This window comes from Starkeya sp. ORNL1 (genome assembly GCF_012971745.1).
Classification (GTDB): Bacteria; Pseudomonadota; Alphaproteobacteria; order Rhizobiales; family Xanthobacteraceae; genus Ancylobacter.
In genome coordinates, this window is sequence record NZ_CP048834.1 from 5,044,814 (window position 1) to 5,061,628 (window position 16,815).

Consider the following 16,815-nt stretch of genomic DNA (forward strand, 5'->3'; position numbering starts at 1 on the left):
AGATCCGGAGGAAAAACCATGGCCCGCAAGATCAGCATGAAGCAGGCGATCAATGAGGCGCTGGACCTCGAGATGCGCCGCGATCCCACCGTCATCGTCATGGGCGAGGACATCGTCGGCGGCTCCGGCGCGCCCGGCGAGATGGACGCCTGGGGCGGCGTGCAGGGCGTCACCAAGGGGCTCTACGGCAAGCACGGCAACCGCGTGATGGATACGCCGCTGTCGGAGAGCGCCTATATCGGCGCCGCCATCGGCGCGGCGGCCTGCGGCATGCGCCCGGTGGCGGAACTGATGTTCCTCGACTTCATGGGCGTGTGCTTCGACCAGATCCTGAACCAGGCGGCGAAGTTCAAATACATGTTCGGCGGCAAGGCCAAGACGCCGGTGGTGATCCGCGCCATGGTCGGCGCCGGCTATCGCGCCGCCGCCCAGCACTCGCAGATGCTGACCCCGCTCTTTACCCATGTGCCGGGATTGAAGGTGGTGTGCCCGTCCAACGCCTATGACGCCAAGGGCCTGCTGATCCAGTCGATCCGCGACGATGATCCGGTGATCTTCTGCGAGCACAAGAACCTCTATGGGCTGCTGGAAGATGTGCCGGAGGAGGCCTATGCCATCCCGTTCGGCGAGGCGAACGTGGTGCGCGAGGGCAAGGACGTCACCATCGTCGCCTATGGGCTGATGGTGCACAAGGCGCTGGAGGCGGCATCCAAGCTCGCCGCCAACCGCATCGAGGCCGAGGTGATCGATTTGCGCACGCTCTCCCCGATCGATTGGGACACCATCATCGAGAGCGTGGAGAAGACCGGCCGGCTGGTGGTGGTCGACGAGGCGCATCCGCGCTGCTCGATCGCCGGCGACGTGCTGGCCTTCGTGGCGCAGGAGGCGTTCGGCGCACTGAAGGCGGCGCCGCAAATGGTCACCGCGCCGCATGCGCCGGTGCCGTTCTCGCCGGCGCTGGAGGACCTCTACATCCCCTCCGCCGACGTCATTGCCGCCGCGGTCGCCAAGACCAACGCCCGCGCCCTCGCGGCATGAGGGCGAGGCCGCATTCCTAGGCGGTCGTCATCCCCGGGCTTGTCCCGGGGATCTCGGCCTCTGATGCGTGTCGGGAATCGAGATCCCCGGCACAAGGCCGGGGATGACGGTCGACCGAGATTCTGACCTGAGGAAACAACGATGCTGGATGAACGCATTAAACCCATCGTCATGCCCAAATGGGGGCTGTCGATGTCCGAGGGCAAGGTGACCGGCTGGCTGAAGCGGCCGGGCTCCAAGGTCGCGGTCGGCGAGGAATTGCTCGAGGTCGAGACCGAGAAGATCGCCGGGGTGGTCGAGGCCGGCGACGCCGGCACGCTGCGCCGCGTGCTGGGCGAGCCGGACACTGTCTATCCGATCAAGGCGCTGCTCGGCGTGCTGGCGGACGACGACGTGCCGGACGCCGACATCGACGCCTTCGTCGCGGGTTATGTGGCACCCGCTGCCGATGACGAGGAAAGCGAGGAAGCCGGCCCGAGCTATGAGTTCGTCGAGACCCCGGCCGGGCGGCTGCGCTACGCCAAACGCGGTGAGGGCGGCGAGACCGTGGTGCTGATCCACGGCTTCGGTGGCGACCTCGACAATTGGCTGTTCAATATCGATGCGCTGACCGGCGCCGGCACCGTCTATGCGCTCGATCTGCCCGGTCACGGGCAGTCGGGGAAGGCGCTCAAGGATGCCAGCCTCAAGGGGCTGTCAGCCGCGTTGCTCGGCTTCATGGACGCGCTCGGCATCGCCAAGGCGCACCTTGTCGGCCATTCGATGGGCGGCGCGGTGGCGCTGCGCACCGCCATCGACCATCCGGACCGGGTGGCCTCGCTTGCCCTGATCAGCTCGGCCGGACTCGGGCCGGATATCAATGCCGGCTACATAGACGGCTTTGTTTCCTCCACCTCCCGGCGCGACCTGAAGCCGGTGCTGGAACAGCTGTTCGAGGACCCCGGCCTCGTCAGCCGCCAGCTGGTCGATGACGTGCTGAAGTACAAGCGCATCGACGGTGTGGACACTGCCCTCTCCGCACTCGCCGCCAAGCTGTTCCCCGGCGGTCGCCAGACCGACCAGCTCGCCGGCGAGGCCGGCAGCCTGCCGCCGGTGCTCATCATCTTTGGCGCGGGCGACCGCGTCATACCGGCCGCGCATGCCGGCGCGCTCGGCCCGGCGGCTAAGGTCGAAGTGATCGAGGGCGCCGGCCATATGGTGCAGATGGAGAAGGCCAGCCGCGTCAACGAGCTGCTGCTCGGCCAGATCCGCCGCTAGAGCCTTCGTGAACCGGATACGGCGATGTGCTCGATTGCACATCGCCGTATTTTTTGGGATCACGGGTCGGTCGGGGCGAGGAGAACGGGCATGTCAGACCAGAAGACCGGCGGATTCATCGCCACGGCGATCACAAGCATCGCACATTTCCTCACCGAGGCCCGCAAGCAGCCGGCGCTATCCGAGGAAGCCGGCTATGGGGCGAGCCCGAACCTGCCCAAGCCGAAGCCGACCCTGATCCCGATCATGAAGATCGCGCCGGCGGTCGGCTGGCCGGAAGGCAAGAAGCCGACGCCGGCAAAGGGCTTTGCGGTCGAAGCCTTTGCCTCGAAGCTCGACCATCCGCGCTGGGTGTATGAATTGCCGAACGGCGACATCCTCGTCGCCGAGAGCAATGGCCCGGCTCGCCCGCCCGCCAATTGGAGCTTCCGCTGGTGGGCGCAGGATTTCGTCATGGCGCGGGCCGGCGCCGGGCGGCCAAGCGCCGACCGCATCACGCTGCTGCGCGACGCCGACGGCGACGGCATCGCCGAGATCAAGCTGCCCTTCCTGGAGAACCTCCATTCGCCGTTCGGCATGGCGCTGGTCGGTGACCAGCTCTATGTCGCCAATGCCGATGCGCTGGTGCGCTTCCCTTATGTGGATGGCACGACCCGCATCGATGCGGCACCGGTGAAGGTCTGCGACCTGCCGTCGGGGCGCAACCACCACTGGACCAAGAGCCTTGTCGCCAACAAGGACGGCTCCAAGCTCTATGTCGGCGTCGGCTCCAACTCCAATGTCGCCGAGTACGGCATGGAGGAGGAGGTGAACCGCGCCGCGATCCTGGAGATCGACCGCGTCACCGGCGTCAGCCGCCTGTTCGCCGGCGGGCTGCGCAATCCGGTGGGCGTGGACTGGAACCCGGTCAGCGGCGAACTCTGGACCACGGTGAACGAGCGCGACGAGATCGGCGACGATCTGGTGCCGGACTATATGACCTCGGTGAAGGACGGCGCCTTCTATGGCTGGCCCTATTGCTATTTCGGCCAGATCGTCGACGAGCGGGTGCGCCCGCCGCGCCCCGACCTCGTCGCCAAGTCGATCAAGCCGGATTATGCGCTGGGCTCGCACACCGCTTCGCTCGGCCTCTGCTTCGCCGATGATGGCCGGCTGCATGAGCGCTTCCGCGGCGGCGTCTTCATCGGCCAGCACGGCTCGTGGAACCGCAATCCGCCCTCCGGCTACCGTGTGATCTTCATCCCCTTTACCGACGGCAAGCCTTCCGGTCCGCCGGAAGAAGTTCTCGGCGATTTCCGCTCGACGGAGGGCAAGGCGCTTGGCCGCCCGGTCGGCGTGATCATCGATAAAAAGGGCGGGCTGCTGGTGGTGGACGATGTCGGCGACATCGTCTGGCGCATGCGCGCGGTGTGAGCCGATCTGAAGCGACCTCATCCTGAGGTGCCCGGCGATAGCCGGGCCTCGAAGGATGTCCGTCCTCGATGGCCTTCCTCTGCTTCAGCATCCTTCGAGGCTCGCTGCACTCGCACCTCAGGATGAGGACGTTCTGCGTGCGTGAAGCCCGGCGTCGAAGCATCGGCACGCACGTACCGCCTACACTCCCAGCGGTCGATTTCGCGTTTTCCTGCGGGCCGTTGCCGCCCGCCGCTCATGCTTAACGCGATGTCAACCAAACGCCCCGCATTTTACTTGCATGACGCGCGGCGTTTTCTGGTTTTGCGTAGCCCCGCTCGTCCTGTTGGGGCTGTCCGGTTGCCAATTCTCGTTTGAACAGCGGGAACCCTGGCGCGCGGAAGCTGAGGAACGGTGTCTGGCGGAGGGCCTCGTCAAGTCCTCCGCCTACACCATTCCGATCCGCGAGATTGACGGCGCCGGCACCTGCGGCATGGATCATCCGTTCAAGGTCTCCGGCCTCGCCGAAGGACAGGTTGCGGTGACGCCGGCGGCGACGCTTGCCTGCCCGGTGACCGCCTCGCTCGACCGCTGGATGATCGAGAGCGTGCAGCCCGCCGCCATGGCCTGGTTCGGCCAGCCGGTGGTCAAGATCAAGCAGATCTCCGCTTATTCCTGCCGCAACATGAACGGTGCGCGCACCGGCAAGATTTCTGAGCATGCCTATGGCAATGCGCTCGACATCGCCGCCTTCACGCTGGCCGATGGCCGCGAGGTGGTGGTGCAGACCGGCTGGAAGGGCGCGCCGGAGGAGCAGGGTTTCCTGCGCACCGTGCAGGCGAGCGCCTGCGAGCGCTTCACCACCGTGCTGGCGCCCGGGTCCAACATCTATCACTACAACCACATCCATGTGGACCTGATGCGCCGCACCTCCGGGCGCGGCATCTGCCAGCCGGCACCGCGCGTGCCGCAGCCGCCTCTGGGGCCGCCCATGGCCTCACAGTATCCGTCGCAGTATCCCTCGCAAAATCCCGGGATGGGCTCGTCCTATCCGCCGCAAGCGGAGCCGGCCGCCGCGAATGGCGGGCCTATGGAAGTCTCGCCGGAAGGCGAACCGGGGCCGTCGGACTACGGCCACGGCGTCGATCCGAGCTATCAGCCGCAGCCCCGCCGGCAGCAACAGCCGCAGCCCGCGGGCTATCCCGGCGGCTATGATCCCGGCTACCTGCCGCCGGCCTCGATGCCCTCGAACGGCTATCCACAGCAGCCTTACCCGGCGAATTCGTATCCGCCGCAGACGCCGCGCTATCCGCCGCCGAGCGGGCCGCTACCGCCAGCGGGCGTGCCGCTGGTGAAATGGCAGCGCGGTGCCGATCCGCTGGTGACCGGCTCCACGCGCAGCTACGCGCCCGAGCCGAAGCCGGCGGCGAAGAAGCCGTTCAGCTTCATCGCGCCGATCGACCGGCCGGAAGCAGTGCCGGGCGAGGATTAATCCAGCCGATCTTCAGCCCAGCCGATCTTCAGTCCAGCCGATCTTCAGTCCAGCCGATCTTCAGTCGAGGAGCGTATCGAGGCCGCGGCGCACGCCGGTCCATCCGGAGACTTTGCGGGCGGCGAGCAGCGTGCCGGCGACATAGGGCGCGGCGGACGAACCTGCGTCGTGGCGGATGGTGAGCCGCTCGTCCGGTGCGCCGAAGATGCTCTCCACCGAGAGCACGAAGGAGGGCAGGCGTAGCGCGTGCACCCGCACCTCGGTGGCGCCCTCGCCGAAAGCGCCGCCGCGCGTTTCCGGCACGCCGGAGACTTCGGAGATCGGCCGGCTGGTCGCCGCTTGCCGCTGGGCGGCCAAGGTTTCTGCCAGCTCGCGGCCGGTGCCGGAGGGCGCGTCCGGCTTCTTCGCCGAGGCGTAGTCGATGATCTCGACATCGGCGACATACTTCGCCGCTTCCAGCGTGAAGCGCTTCAGCAGCGTCGCGGTGATGGAGAAATTGCCGGCGGCGAGCACGCCTACCGCATGTGCCTTGGCGACCGCGTCGATCTCCGCATAGTCGGCGGCGCCGAGCCCGGACGTGCCGACCACGACATGGCGGCCGGCTGCCACGGCAGCGAGCGCATTGGCCTTCACCGCGTCGGGCTTGGTGTAGTCGATCAGCACGTCGGCGGGGATGGCGAGGGCGTCGGCGACGCTGGCGAACACCGGCACGCCATTGGGCGCGCCGCCATGCGCCTCGCCGAGATCGCGGCCGGCGGCACCGCGGGCGACGGCGGCGACGAGCTTGAGATCATCGGTGGCGGCGATGGCGGGGACGAGCGCACGCCCGACCCAGCCGGTGGCGCCTGCAAGGATGATGCGGATCGGCATGGCGACGGCTCCTCGTGAAGGGGAGGCCGGAATAGCAGGGCGGGGGAATGCGGGCAAAGGTGCTCTGCTTGAGCATCCTTCGAGGCCGCCCGCGGCGGCACCTCAGGATGAGGTCGTACTTACAAAGCGACCTCATCCTGAGGTGCCCGGCAACGCCGGGCCTCGAAGGATGCTCAAGCAGAAGAAGATGAAAGTGCCAGCCGGCCTGTAAGCCGGGTTCTGTAAGGCGGGATTGCTCCCGCGTGACGACCATTCCTCTGGGACGCCGATTACCCGGCGCCTCTAGCAGTCAACCCGGGCGGCGATCCGGAAACAGGACCTGGCATCGGCGAACCGATGGCCGTGCCGCCCCTATACGACTTTGCTCCCGGTGGGGTTTACCGTGCCGCCGCCGTTACCGGAAGCGCGGTGCGCTCTTACCGCACCGTTTCACCCTTGCCGCGGGCGGACCCGCGGCGGTCTGATTTCTGTGGCACTTTCCCTGGGGTCGCCCCCGCCGGACGTTATCCGGCACCGTGTATCCGTGGAGCCCGGACTTTCCTCGGCATCCTTGCGGATGACGCGGCCGTCCGGCCGGCTGGCACGGAGCACATGGAGGAGACGCGCGCGCCCGTCAAGCCGGACGCGAAACCTTCGCGGCGAGACGAAGCGCGCGCGAAGCCGTCAGTTGGAGGCCATGATGGTCCGGGCCTTGCTGCAATAGGTGCGAGCCGCGCCTGACATGCGCTTGGCGCCATAGCCGCCCTGATAGCGCATCACGGTGCCGCAAGTGTCGCCACCTGCCATGCGATAGGCGCCGGCGAGGTAGCGCATGCCCCATTTCACATTGGTGGCGGGATCATAGAGCGCGGCGCGCGAGCCCTCATAGCCGATGCCCTTCGCCGTAGGATGCTTGATCTGCATCAGCCCGACTTCCCCGGCGCCGCCAGTGAGGCCGGCATTCCAGTTGCTCTCGATGCGCACCACGGCGCGGGCAAGGGCGATTGGAATGCCGTTCGCACGGGCCTCGCGATCGACGATCGCGGCAACGCTGGAAGAACCAGTATCGTCTAGTTTGGTGGAGTTTGCCGGCCGCTGCCCTGCAAGGGCACTCCCCGTGCCGGCGGAGACAATCAAGGCGAACACAATGGACGCGTAACCAAGCTTCTTATGCACCATTCTTCCCGAAACCCTTGTTCAGTTTTATTGGAGGCCGGGCATTGGCACGGGAAATCTGTTCCGAATGAGGCTCGATCAAGTTCGACTTTCGGAACTACGCTCAGCACCCGCTCGGCTGGCGCCTGTAATGTTGCGCAACTGCAACGATCGGGACACATCGTTGCGCACAGTCCGCGTGTGGCGAACAATGATGGCGCGAAAGATAAGACTAAAGTATTATGCCCCGGAAGTGTCGACAGGGTCGGGGCGTGACGCCACCAGCTCGTAGAGCGTCGTCAATGTCGAGACATCGGCGATGCCGTCGACCCGGGCGCGCCGGAAATGCCGCTGGAAGGCGGTGACCACCGCTTCCGTTTCCTCGCAATAGGTGCCGGAAATGGGTACGCCATAACCATAGAGTGCCAGCATGGCCTGCAAGGCCTCGATTGGCTGGCCGTGCTCGCCGCGCATGAAGAAGCGGCCGTCCGTCACGGGTGCTTCCGGCACCAGATGGCCGACGCCGGCGCGGTAGAGCGCTTCCCACGGAAATTTCTCGCCGGGGTCGGTCTTGCGACGTGGTGCGATGTCGGAATGGGCGAGCACGCGGGCGGGCGCGATGGCCCGACGGCTGACGATGTCGCTGGCGAGCGCGGCCACCGCCTCGATCTGGGCGGCAGGAAAATCCGGATAGCCATGATCGTGGCCGCCATTGGCGATCTCGATGCCGATGGAGCGCGAATTGAGGTCGTTCACCCCATCCCAGAAGGACGCGCCGGCGTGCCAGGCGCGCCGCGCTTCCGGCACCATCTGGATAATCCGCCCGTCCTCATAGACCAGGTAATGCGCGGAGACCGAGCGCGCCGGATCGCGCAGCCACGCCACCGCCCGCTCGGTCGAGGCCATGCCGGTATAGTGCAGCACCAGCATGTCCGGCCTCTCGACGCCCAGGCGCTCGCCATGATTCGGCGAGGGCAGGACCTCGGCGACCAGCGGCGAATCGGCGGTGAAGACGTCGAGAAGTGGCTCCATGGTGGGCAGCTAAACGCCGGACCCTTCGAGATTCAACCGATTCTTAAGGTTCAGAGAGCGTTAATGGCGGTGATCAAACACGGTGGCATCGGCGCATGCGTCGGGCTGCCGCCCCATTGTGATTTCATTGACGCCCATACCATCCCATGCTATCCCAATTCATCCCGTCCAGACGTTCTTACAGCGAAGCCGAAGGGTGCCGCGCGGCACCCGGCGACTCGCCGTGGAATTTTGGCGGGTTGGGGCAGACCGACGGACAGGCTGGGATCGCGCGGCTTCATGGATCGCTTCGTATCGACCTATGCGATGCGGCTCGACGCGAAGGGGCGGATCTCGATTCCGGCAGCGTTCCGGGCACTCATCGGCCGCGATGGGCTGGAGCAGCTTTACTGCCATCCGAGCCTCGACCGGCCGGCGCTCGACGCCGGTGGGCAGGCGCTGATGGCGGGGATCGACGCTCTGGTCGGCCGCTTTCCGCCCTATTCGGAGGCGCGAGAGGAACTGGCTTCGGCGCTCTACGGTTCGATCGAGGCATTGAAGATCGACCCGGAGGGACGCGTGATGCTGACGGAAAGCCTGAAGGCGCATGCCGCCATCGCCACGGAAGCGGTGCTGGTCGGCCAGGGTACGAGTTTTCGGATCTGGGAACCGGGCGCTTTCCGGGCGCACCTCGCGGAGGCCACTGCGAAGGTACGCGCCTTGAAGCAGGAACTCGGGAACCAGGGGGCGGCGCGGGAGTTCCGCGACGGACGGGAATGATGGCGGGCCGCGGCACTCCGGGATCGGAGACCGCTGGCGGACCGGCCCGCCATCTCCCCGTTATGTTGGGCGAGGTCGTCGCCCACCTCGCGCCGAAGGACGCCGGAACCTACATTGACGGCACCTTCGGCGCGGGGGGCTACACACGCGCCATCCTCGAAGCCGCCGAATGCCGCGTCATCGCCATCGATCGCGACCCCAGCGCCATCGCTGCGGGCGGTGAACTCGTGCTGGCGTATCCCGGCCGGCTGGTCATTTCCGAGGACCGCTTCGGCAATCTCGACGAGGTGGCGCGCATGCTCGGCGCGCCGCAGGTGGACGGCGTGGTGCTTGATATCGGCGTCTCCTCCATGCAGCTCGACGAGGGCGAGCGCGGCTTCTCCTTCCGCCGCGACGGGCCGCTCGACATGCGCATGTCGAGTTCCGGCGTCTCCGCGGCCGACCTGGTGGCGAAGCTGCCGGAGGCCGAGCTCGCCAATCTGATCTATCGCTTCGGCGAGGAGCGCCACTCGCGCGGCATTGCCAAGGCGATCGTCAAGGCGCGGGCCGAGGCGCCGATCGTGCGCACGCTCCAGCTTGCCGAGATCGTGGCCAAGGTGGTGTGGGCCAAGCCGCACGAGCCGCATCCGGCGACGCGCACCTTCCAGGCATTGCGCATCGCGGTGAATGACGAACTGGGCGAGCTTGCCCGCGCGCTGATCGCCGCCGAGAGTGTCTTGAAGCCCGGCGGGCGGCTGGTGGTGGTCACCTTCCATTCGCTGGAAGACCGTATCGTCAAGAGCTTCTTCGCCAACCGCTCCCGGGCCGCCGCCGGCTCGCGCCACATGCCGGCGGTCAATGCCGCCGCGCCGAGCTTCAGGCTGGTGGCCAAGGGGGCGGTCGAGCCGTCCGAGGTCGAGACTGCGGAGAATTCGCGCGCGCGCTCCGCCAAGCTGCGCGCCGCGGAACGCCTCGACGCGCCTGCGTACAGCGGGGCCGATCTCGATGGCCTGCTGCCGCCGTTGCCCGACCCCGATTCCCGACGTTCGAACGCCCCTTCGCGCCGCTGAGGTTCGCTTGTCATGTTCCGCGTCCTGAACCTCGTCTCGGTGTTCGCTCTGCTGGCTGCGGCTGGCGCGGTCTATCACCTGAAATATTCCTCGACCTTCGAGGCGCAGGAGATCGCGCGGCTCCGCAGCGACATCCGTGCCGAGCGCGACCGCATGGCCATCCTCAATGCCGAATGGGCGCGGCGCACCTCGCCGGACCGCATCCAGGCGCTGGCCGAGAACCATCTCGACATGCAGCCGCTGGATGTCGACCGGATGGATAATCTCGCCAGCCTGCCGGCCAAGCCCGAGCAGGGCAGCGACGTGCTCGGCGGCATGATCGAGGCGCTGGTCGACGGGCCGACCATCACCGGCTCGATCTCGCCCGCCGACAAGACCGGCAAGGGCACGGCCAAACCCTCCGCCGGCACGTCCACCACGCCGCCGCAGGCCGCGCGGCCGGCGGTGCCGGTGCAGCAGGCGGCGCCGTCACGCCCGCCGCTGCCGCTTGACGCCATGCCATCGGCCGGGGTGATGGGACAGGCCTCGCCCGGCCCGGCCATGCCGGCCCCCTCCGGCCAGCCTTTGCATACCGCGCCGGTGACCTCGGAGGCGCCGCTGTTGCCGCCGGCCTCGGTCGGCCGCTATCACGAGAGGACCCGCTGAGATGTCGCCGCTCGTCCGCACGATCACGGAGCGTCTGCTGAGCCCGGTCCGCGCGCTGCCCGGCATCGTCCGCCGCGCCGCCGGCCGCGGCCGGCCGGAGCCCAACGCCGTGGCCCGCGCCCGCATCCTGCTGTGCATGCTGGTGTTCGGCGGCGTTTATTGCACCATCAGCGCCCGCCTTGCCATGTATGCCTCGGCGCCGGAGAGCGCGTTGACGCGCCGCGCGGTGAATTCCGACGCCGTCGCCTCGGCGCGGCCGGACATACTGGACCGCAACGGCCTGGTGTTGGCCACCGACGTGAAGACCTCTTCGCTCTATGGCGAGCCGAAGCGCCTCATCGATGTCGACGAGGCGGTGGAATCGCTGACCGCGGTGCTGCCGGACGCCAATGCCGACGAGTTCCGCACCCGGCTCGATTCCAAGCGCGGCTTCGTCTGGCTGAAGCGCGAGATCACACCGCAGCAGCAGCGCGAGATCTACAAGCTCGGCCTGCCGGGCATCGGCTTCATGAGCGAGAACCGCCGCGTCTATCCCGGCAACAACCTCGCCGGCCATGTGCTGGGCTCGACCAATATCGACAATCAGGGCATCGCCGGCCTCGAAAAGTGGGTCGATAATCGCGGCCTTGCCGAACTGCACCTCGCCGGCCTCGCCACCGACCGCCAGCAGGAGCCGGTGGACCTGTCGATCGACCTGCGCGTGCAGCACGTGGTGCGCGACGAACTGGCCGCCGCGAAGGAGAAGTTCCGCGCCATCGCCGCCGCCGGCACCGTGGTCGATGTGCGCACCGGTGAGATCCTCGCCATGGTGTCGCTGCCCGATTTCGACGCCAACGAGCCGGCCAAGGCGCTCGATCCCAAGACGCTGAACCGCCTCACCACCGGCGTGTTCGAGATGGGCTCGACCTTCAAGGCGCTGACCTTCGCCATGGCGCTCGACAGCGGCAAGGTCAATCTCAATTCGATGATGGATGCCCGCGGCGCCCTCAGCTTCGGCCGCTTCAGGATCCATGACTACCACGCGCAGAACCGCATGCTGAGCGTGCCGGAGGTGTTCACCTATTCCTCGAATGTCGGCACTGCGCGCATGGCGCTGCTGTGCGGCGTCGACGCCCACAAGGCGTTCCTGGAGAAGTTGGGCCAGCTCGACCGGCTGCGCACCGAGCTGCCGGAAAGCGCCGCTCCGATCGTGCCGAAACGCTGGGGCGAGCTGAACACCGCGACCATCGCCTTCGGCCACGGCCTCGCGGTGGCCCCGCTGCAGGCGGTGATGGCGGTGAATGCGCTGGTCAATGGCGGCTGGCTGATCCCGCCGACCTTCATGAAGCGCACGCCTGATGAAGCGATGGCGGTGGCCAAGCGCGTCATCAAGCCCGAGACCAGCGCCAAGATGCGCTATCTGATGCGGCTCAACGCCGTGAAGGGCTCGGCCTCCAAGCTGGTCGAGTTCGCCGGCCCCTATAATCCCGGCGGCAAGACCGGCACCGCGGAGAAGGTGATCGGCGGGCGCTATTCCAAGACCCGGCTGCTCACCACCTTCACCGGCGTGTTCCCGATGGACGACCCGCAGTACCTGATCCTCGTCATGCTCGACGAGCCGCAGGGGCTGAAGGAGACCTACGGCTTCGCCACTGCCGGCTGGAATGCCGGCCCCACCACCGGCAAGATCATGGCCCGCATCGCCCCGCTGCTCGGCCAGATGCCGCGCACCAATCTGCCGCCGGTGGAAAGTCTGCTCACCGGCTACCAGGTGGCGCAGTCCAGGCCGGAGTGAGGTCACTCGCTCCGCGCGAGCATCCTTCGAGGCTCCGCTGCGCGGAGCACCTCAGGATGAGGTCGCGCTTATGGATGAACCTCATCCTGAGGTGCTCGGGCGAAGTCCGAGCCTCGAAGGATGCTGAAGCAGTGTGACGTCCACCGGATTTCCCTCTACGTAACTTGCGCGGGAATCGGCTATCCGTCTAATTCAGACGCCATGCCGCTTCGTATGGCGGTCCGCCGGAACAGCGCCTTCATGTCCGACGCCTCGCGATCCAACCCGCTTTCCCTCGGTGCCCTGATCGGCCCGGACGCCGACTATGGCGCCGCGGACGCCACGCTCAGCGTCGGTCGGCCGGTGCTCGACAGCCGCAAGGCGGTGCCCGGCGACGTGTTCTTCGCGCTTGCCGGGTCCAAGGCCAATGGCACGCAATTCATCGCCGACGCTGTCGCGCATGGCGCCCGCGCCGTGGTGGGGGAGGGCGAGCGCCCCGATGGGCTCGATCCGAAGATCGCCTATGTGCGGGTCGGCAATGCGCGGCGCGCGGTGGCGCTGGCGGCGGCGCGGGCCTATCCGCGCCAGCCGGGTACCATCGCTGCCGTCACCGGCACCTCCGGCAAGACGTCGGTGGCCGCCTTCACCCGGCAGATCTGGCAGGCGAACGGCCATGCCAGCGCCAGCCTCGGCACGCTCGGCGTAGTGGCGCCCGCCGGCGCGGTCTATGGCTCGCTGACGACGCCGGACCCGATCGAACTGCACCACACGCTGGACACGCTGGTCAGCGAGGGCGTGAGCCATCTGTGCCTGGAGGCCTCGTCCCACGGCCTCGACCAGCACCGGCTCGACGGCGTGCGGATCTCGGCCGGGGCCTTCACCAACCTGTCGCGCGACCATCTCGACTACCACCCGACGATGGAAGCCTATCTCGCCGCCAAGATGCGGCTGTTCTCCGAACTGGTGCCGCGTGGCGGCGGGGCGGCGGTCTGGGTCGATACCGACGAGGGCAGCCACGCGGCTGAAATCGCCGCGCATCACAGCCTCGAAGTGCTCGGCATCGGCATCACCGGCGCCGGTATCGCGCTGCTGGAGCGCACCGACGAAGGGCTCGGCCAGCGGCTGCTGGTCGAGGTCGCCGGCAAGCAGCGCAGCATCCTGCTGCCGCTGGTCGGCGCCTTCCAGGCGGCGAATGCGCTGGTGGCGGCCGGCCTTGCCATCTTGACCGGCACGCCGGCGGCCGATGCCCTCAACGCGCTGCCCAAGCTCGAAGGCGTGCCGGGGCGGCTCGAACTGGTCGGCACCAGGAACGGTGCCGGCGTCTTCGTCGACTACGCCCACAAGCCCGATGCGCTGGCCACCGCGCTGGCGGCGCTCCGGCCCTATGTGACCGGCCGGCTGATCGTGGTGTTCGGCTGCGGCGGCGACCGCGACCGCGGCAAGCGCCCGATCATGGGCCGCATCGCCGGCGACAAGGCGGACCTCGTCATCGTCACCGACGACAATCCGCGCAGCGAGAACCCGGCGATGATCCGCAAGGAGATACTGGCGGCCGTGCCCGGCGCGCGCGAGATCGGTGACCGCGCGGAAGCCATCCGCGCCGGCATCGGGCTGCTGCAAACTGGGGATGTACTGCTGATTGCGGGCAAAGGTCACGAAACCGGCCAGATTGTCGGCGACCGGACGCTTCCATTCTCGGACCGCGACTGCGCGGTCGAGGCGCTCGGGGGACGCGATCAATGAACGTGCATGCGGAGGGGCCTCCGCTCTGGACGCCGGACGAACTCGCCACGGCAACCGGCGGCACGCTACGCGGCGCGCCGGCAGTGGCGATCAATGGCGTCTCCATCGATAGCCGCACGCTCGCTCCGGGCGACGCCTTCTTCGCCATCAAGGGCGACAATAGCGACGGGCATTCCTATGTCGCGGCCGCGACCGGCCGTGGCGCCGGGCTGAGCATCGTCGCTAGCGAGCGGGTCGCCGAGCTGCCGGCGGATGCGCCGCTGCTGATCGTCGAGGACGTGCTCAGGGCGCTGGAGCATGCCGGGCGCACAGCGCGGGAGCGCAGCGGCGCGCGCATCGTCGCGGTGACCGGCTCGGTCGGCAAGACCACCACCAAGGAAGCGCTGCTGTTCGCGCTCGGTGCCGACGGCCCGACCCACGCCTCCGCCGCCTCCTACAATAATCACTGGGGCGTGCCGCTCTCGCTGGCGCGGCTGCCGCGCGGCGCGCGCTACGGCGTGTTCGAGCTCGGCATGAACCATCCCGGCGAGATCACGCCGCTTACCGCCATGGTGCGCCCGCACATCGCGATCATCACCACCATCGAACCGGTGCACATCGCGCAGTTCTCCGGCATCGAGGCCATTGCCGACGCCAAGGCGGAGATATTTTCCGGCATCGAGCCCGGCGGTGCGGCGGTGCTGAACCGCGACAATCCGCAATTCGCCCGGTTGCGCGCCGCGGCAAAGGCCGCGGGCATCGCGAAGATTGTCGGTTTCGGCGAGCACAAGGGCTCGCAGGCCCGCCTGCTCAGCGTCGCCTTGCAGCCGGACGGCTCGACCGCGACCGCCGACATCCTCGGCCAGACCATCAGCTTCAAGGTCGGGCTGCCCGGCCGGCACATCGTGCAGAACGCGCTCGCGGTGCTGGCGGCGGCCAAGCTCGCCGGCGCCGATCTCTGCCTTGCCGCGCTGGCGCTGGCCTCGCTCGGGCCGCCGCCGGGGCGGGGCGTGCGCACGCCGCTCGCGGTGAAGGGCGGCCAGGCGCTGCTGATCGACGAGAGCTACAACGCCAATCCTGCCTCGATGCGCGCCGCGCTCGACGTGCTGGGCCGCATCCCGGTCGAGGGCCGTGGCCGGCGCATCGCCGTGCTGGGCGACATGCTGGAACTGGGCGAGGGCGGCGAGACGATGCACCGCGATCTGGCGGGCGCCGTCGGCTCATCCGCCGATCTCGTCTTCTGTGCCGGTCCGCTGATGCATGCGCTGTGGGACGCGTTGCCGCCGAACCGGCGCGGCGCCTGCGCGCCCGATGCGGCGGCGCTGCTGCCGCTGGTGGCGGACGCGCTGCGCGCCGGCGACGTGCTGGTGGTAAAGGGTTCCAATGGCAGTCGCATGGGGCCTCTCGCCCGTGCGCTTGCCGAACGTTTTCGCGCGAACAGCGTGCCTGCGGAAGGTTGAAGCAATGCTGCAATGGCTGGCCGAGCTCCAGGGAAGCGTCCCGGCTCTCAATGTCTTCCGCTACATCACCTTCCGGACCGGCGGTGCGATCATCACCGCGCTGCTGTTCGTCTTCATGTTCGGGCCGGCGATCATCGCCATGCTGCGGCTGAAGCAGGGCAAGGGCCAGCCGATCCGCACCGACGGGCCGCAATCGCACCTGCTCACCAAGAAGGGCACGCCCACCATGGGCGGGCTGATGATCTTCTCCGGCCTGATGGTGGCGACGCTGCTGTGGGCCAATCTCAGTAATCCCTATGTCTGGGTGGTGCTGTTCGTCACCATCGGCTTCGGGCTGATCGGCTTCTATGACGACTATCTCAAGGTCACCAAGCAGACCCATAACGGCCTCTCCGGCCGCTCCCGCCTCGCCATCGAGGCGCTGATCGCGGGCGCCGCAGTGGTGGTGATCATGAATGTCGGGCGGATGCCGCTCTCCACCTCGGTGGCCTTCCCGCTGTTCAAGGACCTGCTGCTCGACCTCTCCTATTTCTTCGTCATCTTCGGTGCCTTCGTCATCGTCGCCGCCGGCAATGCGGTGAACCTCACCGATGGCCTCGATGGCCTCGCCATCGTGCCGGTGATGGTGGCGGCGGGCTCGTTCGGCATGATCTCATATCTGTCCGGCAACGTGCTGTTCGCCGACTACCTGCAGATCCACTACGTCGCCGGCGTCGGTGAACTGGCGGTGATATGCGGGGCGATCATCGGAGCCGGCATCGGCTTTCTATGGTTCAACGCCCCGCCGGCGCAGATCTTCATGGGCGACACCGGCTCGCTGGCGCTGGGCGGCCTGCTCGGCACCATTGCGGTCGCCACCAAGCACGAGATCGTGCTGTGCATCATCGGCGGCCTGTTCGTGCTGGAAGCGGTGTCGGTGATCGTGCAGGTGGTCTCGTTCAAGCTCACCGGCAAGCGCGTCTTCAAGATGGCGCCGATCCACCACCATTTCGAGCAGCTCGGCTGGACCGAGCCGCAGATCGTGATCCGCTTCTGGATCATCGCGGTGGTGCTGGCGCTGATCGGCCTGTCGACGCTCAAGCTGCGCTGAGGTTGGGCTTGAGCAATGCTCCGGCATTGCTGGAGCAATGCCAGAGTGAGAGAGGCCGTCATCCCGGCCGCAGCGAAGCGGAGAGCCGGGATCGCGTGAAGTTCCGAGCAACACCTTCCTGC

General features: G+C 67.7%; 14 protein-coding genes and 1 other RNA gene. 11 read left to right on the forward strand and 4 right to left on the reverse strand.

The features are described from left to right. Positions 1-18 precede the first annotated feature (18 nt). The 4 genes from G3545_RS23815 (at position 19) to G3545_RS23830 (ending at position 5,179) form a co-directional block, all read left to right on the forward strand. Positions 19-1,038, forward strand: coding sequence for an alpha-ketoacid dehydrogenase subunit beta (locus tag G3545_RS23815; protein WP_170016322.1), 1,020 nt, complete (start codon positions 19-21; stop codon positions 1,036-1,038). Between the two features lie 141 nt (positions 1,039-1,179). Then, entirely contained in the window at positions 1,180-2,295 is a 1,116-nt protein-coding gene (locus tag G3545_RS23820; protein ID WP_170016324.1) for an acetoin dehydrogenase dihydrolipoyllysine-residue acetyltransferase subunit, read from the forward strand. A gap of 90 nt (positions 2,296-2,385) precedes the next feature. Continuing rightward, positions 2,386-3,708, forward strand: a complete 1,323-nt coding sequence (locus tag G3545_RS23825) for a sorbosone dehydrogenase family protein (protein WP_170016326.1) — start codon at positions 2,386-2,388, stop codon at positions 3,706-3,708. A 280-nt stretch (positions 3,709-3,988) separates the two neighbouring features. Continuing rightward, on the forward strand, positions 3,989-5,179 hold the full coding sequence (locus tag G3545_RS23830; protein WP_170016328.1) for an extensin family protein: 1,191 nt from the start codon (positions 3,989-3,991) through the stop codon (positions 5,177-5,179). A 60-nt stretch (positions 5,180-5,239) separates the two neighbouring features. On the opposite strand, the gene dapB is transcribed toward G3545_RS23830, so the two are convergent. From dapB to G3545_RS23850, 4 genes are all read right to left on the reverse strand, one after another. Further along, positions 5,240-6,049, reverse strand: a complete 810-nt coding sequence (dapB, locus tag G3545_RS23835; RefSeq protein WP_170016330.1) for a 4-hydroxy-tetrahydrodipicolinate reductase — start codon at positions 6,047-6,049, stop codon at positions 5,240-5,242. Between the two features lie 192 nt (positions 6,050-6,241). Next, positions 6,242-6,630, reverse strand: an RNA gene (gene rnpB, locus G3545_RS23840) — RNase P RNA component class A. Positions 6,631-6,712: 82 nt separating this feature from the next. After that, on the reverse strand, positions 6,713-7,204 hold the full coding sequence (locus tag G3545_RS23845; protein WP_246702549.1) for a lytic transglycosylase domain-containing protein: 492 nt from the start codon (positions 7,202-7,204) through the stop codon (positions 6,713-6,715). A 219-nt stretch (positions 7,205-7,423) separates the two neighbouring features. Next, the gene (locus tag G3545_RS23850; protein ID WP_170016334.1) at positions 7,424-8,215 is read right to left on the reverse strand and encodes an N-acetylmuramoyl-L-alanine amidase; all 792 of its coding nucleotides are present in this window, start codon (positions 8,213-8,215) and stop codon (positions 7,424-7,426) included. Between the two features lie 279 nt (positions 8,216-8,494). On the opposite strand from G3545_RS23850, the gene G3545_RS23855 reads away from it, so the two are divergent. The 7 genes from G3545_RS23855 (at position 8,495) to mraY (ending at position 16,693) form a co-directional block, all read left to right on the forward strand. Then, positions 8,495-8,974, forward strand: coding sequence for a division/cell wall cluster transcriptional repressor MraZ (locus G3545_RS23855; protein WP_170018255.1), 480 nt, complete (start codon positions 8,495-8,497; stop codon positions 8,972-8,974). Further along, entirely contained in the window at positions 8,974-10,023 is a 1,050-nt protein-coding gene (rsmH, locus tag G3545_RS23860; protein WP_170016336.1) for a 16S rRNA (cytosine(1402)-N(4))-methyltransferase RsmH, read from the forward strand. Before G3545_RS23855 ends, rsmH begins: the two co-directional genes overlap by 1 nt. A 12-nt stretch (positions 10,024-10,035) precedes the next feature. Next, the gene (locus tag G3545_RS23865; protein WP_170016338.1) at positions 10,036-10,668 is read left to right on the forward strand and encodes a hypothetical protein; all 633 of its coding nucleotides are present in this window, start codon (positions 10,036-10,038) and stop codon (positions 10,666-10,668) included. A gap of 1 nt (position 10,669) precedes the next feature. Continuing rightward, the gene (locus G3545_RS23870; protein WP_170016340.1) at positions 10,670-12,442 is read left to right on the forward strand and encodes a penicillin-binding protein 2; all 1,773 of its coding nucleotides are present in this window, start codon (positions 10,670-10,672) and stop codon (positions 12,440-12,442) included. Between the two features lie 240 nt (positions 12,443-12,682). Further along, a complete protein-coding gene (locus tag G3545_RS23875; protein WP_170016343.1) occupies positions 12,683-14,164 on the forward strand; it encodes a UDP-N-acetylmuramoyl-L-alanyl-D-glutamate--2,6-diaminopimelate ligase in 1,482 nt (493 codons plus the stop codon). Next, positions 14,161-15,603 (forward strand): UDP-N-acetylmuramoylalanyl-D-glutamyl-2,6-diaminopimelate--D-alanyl-D-alanine ligase, encoded by a 1,443-nt coding sequence (locus tag G3545_RS23880; RefSeq protein ID WP_170016345.1) that lies wholly within the window; start codon positions 14,161-14,163, stop codon positions 15,601-15,603. Before G3545_RS23875 ends, G3545_RS23880 begins: the two co-directional genes overlap by 4 nt. 4 nt (positions 15,604-15,607) lie before the next feature. Further along, on the forward strand, positions 15,608-16,693 hold the full coding sequence (gene mraY / locus G3545_RS23885; protein WP_170016347.1) for a phospho-N-acetylmuramoyl-pentapeptide-transferase: 1,086 nt from the start codon (positions 15,608-15,610) through the stop codon (positions 16,691-16,693). Positions 16,694-16,815: the final 122 nt, after the last annotated feature.

Bases quoted from the DNA above. Each gene is read 5' to 3' on its own strand.
- G3545_RS23830 (WP_170016328.1), top strand. From the start codon at position 3,989: ATGACGCGCGGCGTTTTCTGGTTTTGCGTAGCCCCGCTCGTCCTGTTG.
- mraY (WP_170016347.1), top strand. From the start codon at position 15,608: ATGCTGCAATGGCTGGCCGAGCTCCAGGGAAGCGTCCCGGCTCTCAAT.
- G3545_RS23825 (WP_170016326.1), top strand. From the start codon at position 2,386: ATGTCAGACCAGAAGACCGGCGGATTCATCGCCACGGCGATCACAAGC.
- G3545_RS23850 (WP_170016334.1), bottom strand. From the start codon at position 8,215: ATGGAGCCACTTCTCGACGTCTTCACCGCCGATTCGCCGCTGGTCGCC.
- G3545_RS23870 (WP_170016340.1), top strand. From the start codon at position 10,670: ATGTCGCCGCTCGTCCGCACGATCACGGAGCGTCTGCTGAGCCCGGTC.
- G3545_RS23855 (WP_170018255.1), top strand. From the start codon at position 8,495: ATGGATCGCTTCGTATCGACCTATGCGATGCGGCTCGACGCGAAGGGG.
- G3545_RS23865 (WP_170016338.1), top strand. From the start codon at position 10,036: ATGTTCCGCGTCCTGAACCTCGTCTCGGTGTTCGCTCTGCTGGCTGCG.
- G3545_RS23820 (WP_170016324.1), top strand. From the start codon at position 1,180: ATGCTGGATGAACGCATTAAACCCATCGTCATGCCCAAATGGGGGCTG.
- rsmH (WP_170016336.1), top strand. From the start codon at position 8,974: ATGGCGGGCCGCGGCACTCCGGGATCGGAGACCGCTGGCGGACCGGCC.
- dapB (WP_170016330.1), bottom strand. From the start codon at position 6,049: ATGCCGATCCGCATCATCCTTGCAGGCGCCACCGGCTGGGTCGGGCGT.
- G3545_RS23880 (WP_170016345.1), top strand. From the start codon at position 14,161: ATGAACGTGCATGCGGAGGGGCCTCCGCTCTGGACGCCGGACGAACTC.
- G3545_RS23815 (WP_170016322.1), top strand. From the start codon at position 19: ATGGCCCGCAAGATCAGCATGAAGCAGGCGATCAATGAGGCGCTGGAC.
- G3545_RS23875 (WP_170016343.1), top strand. From the start codon at position 12,683: ATGTCCGACGCCTCGCGATCCAACCCGCTTTCCCTCGGTGCCCTGATC.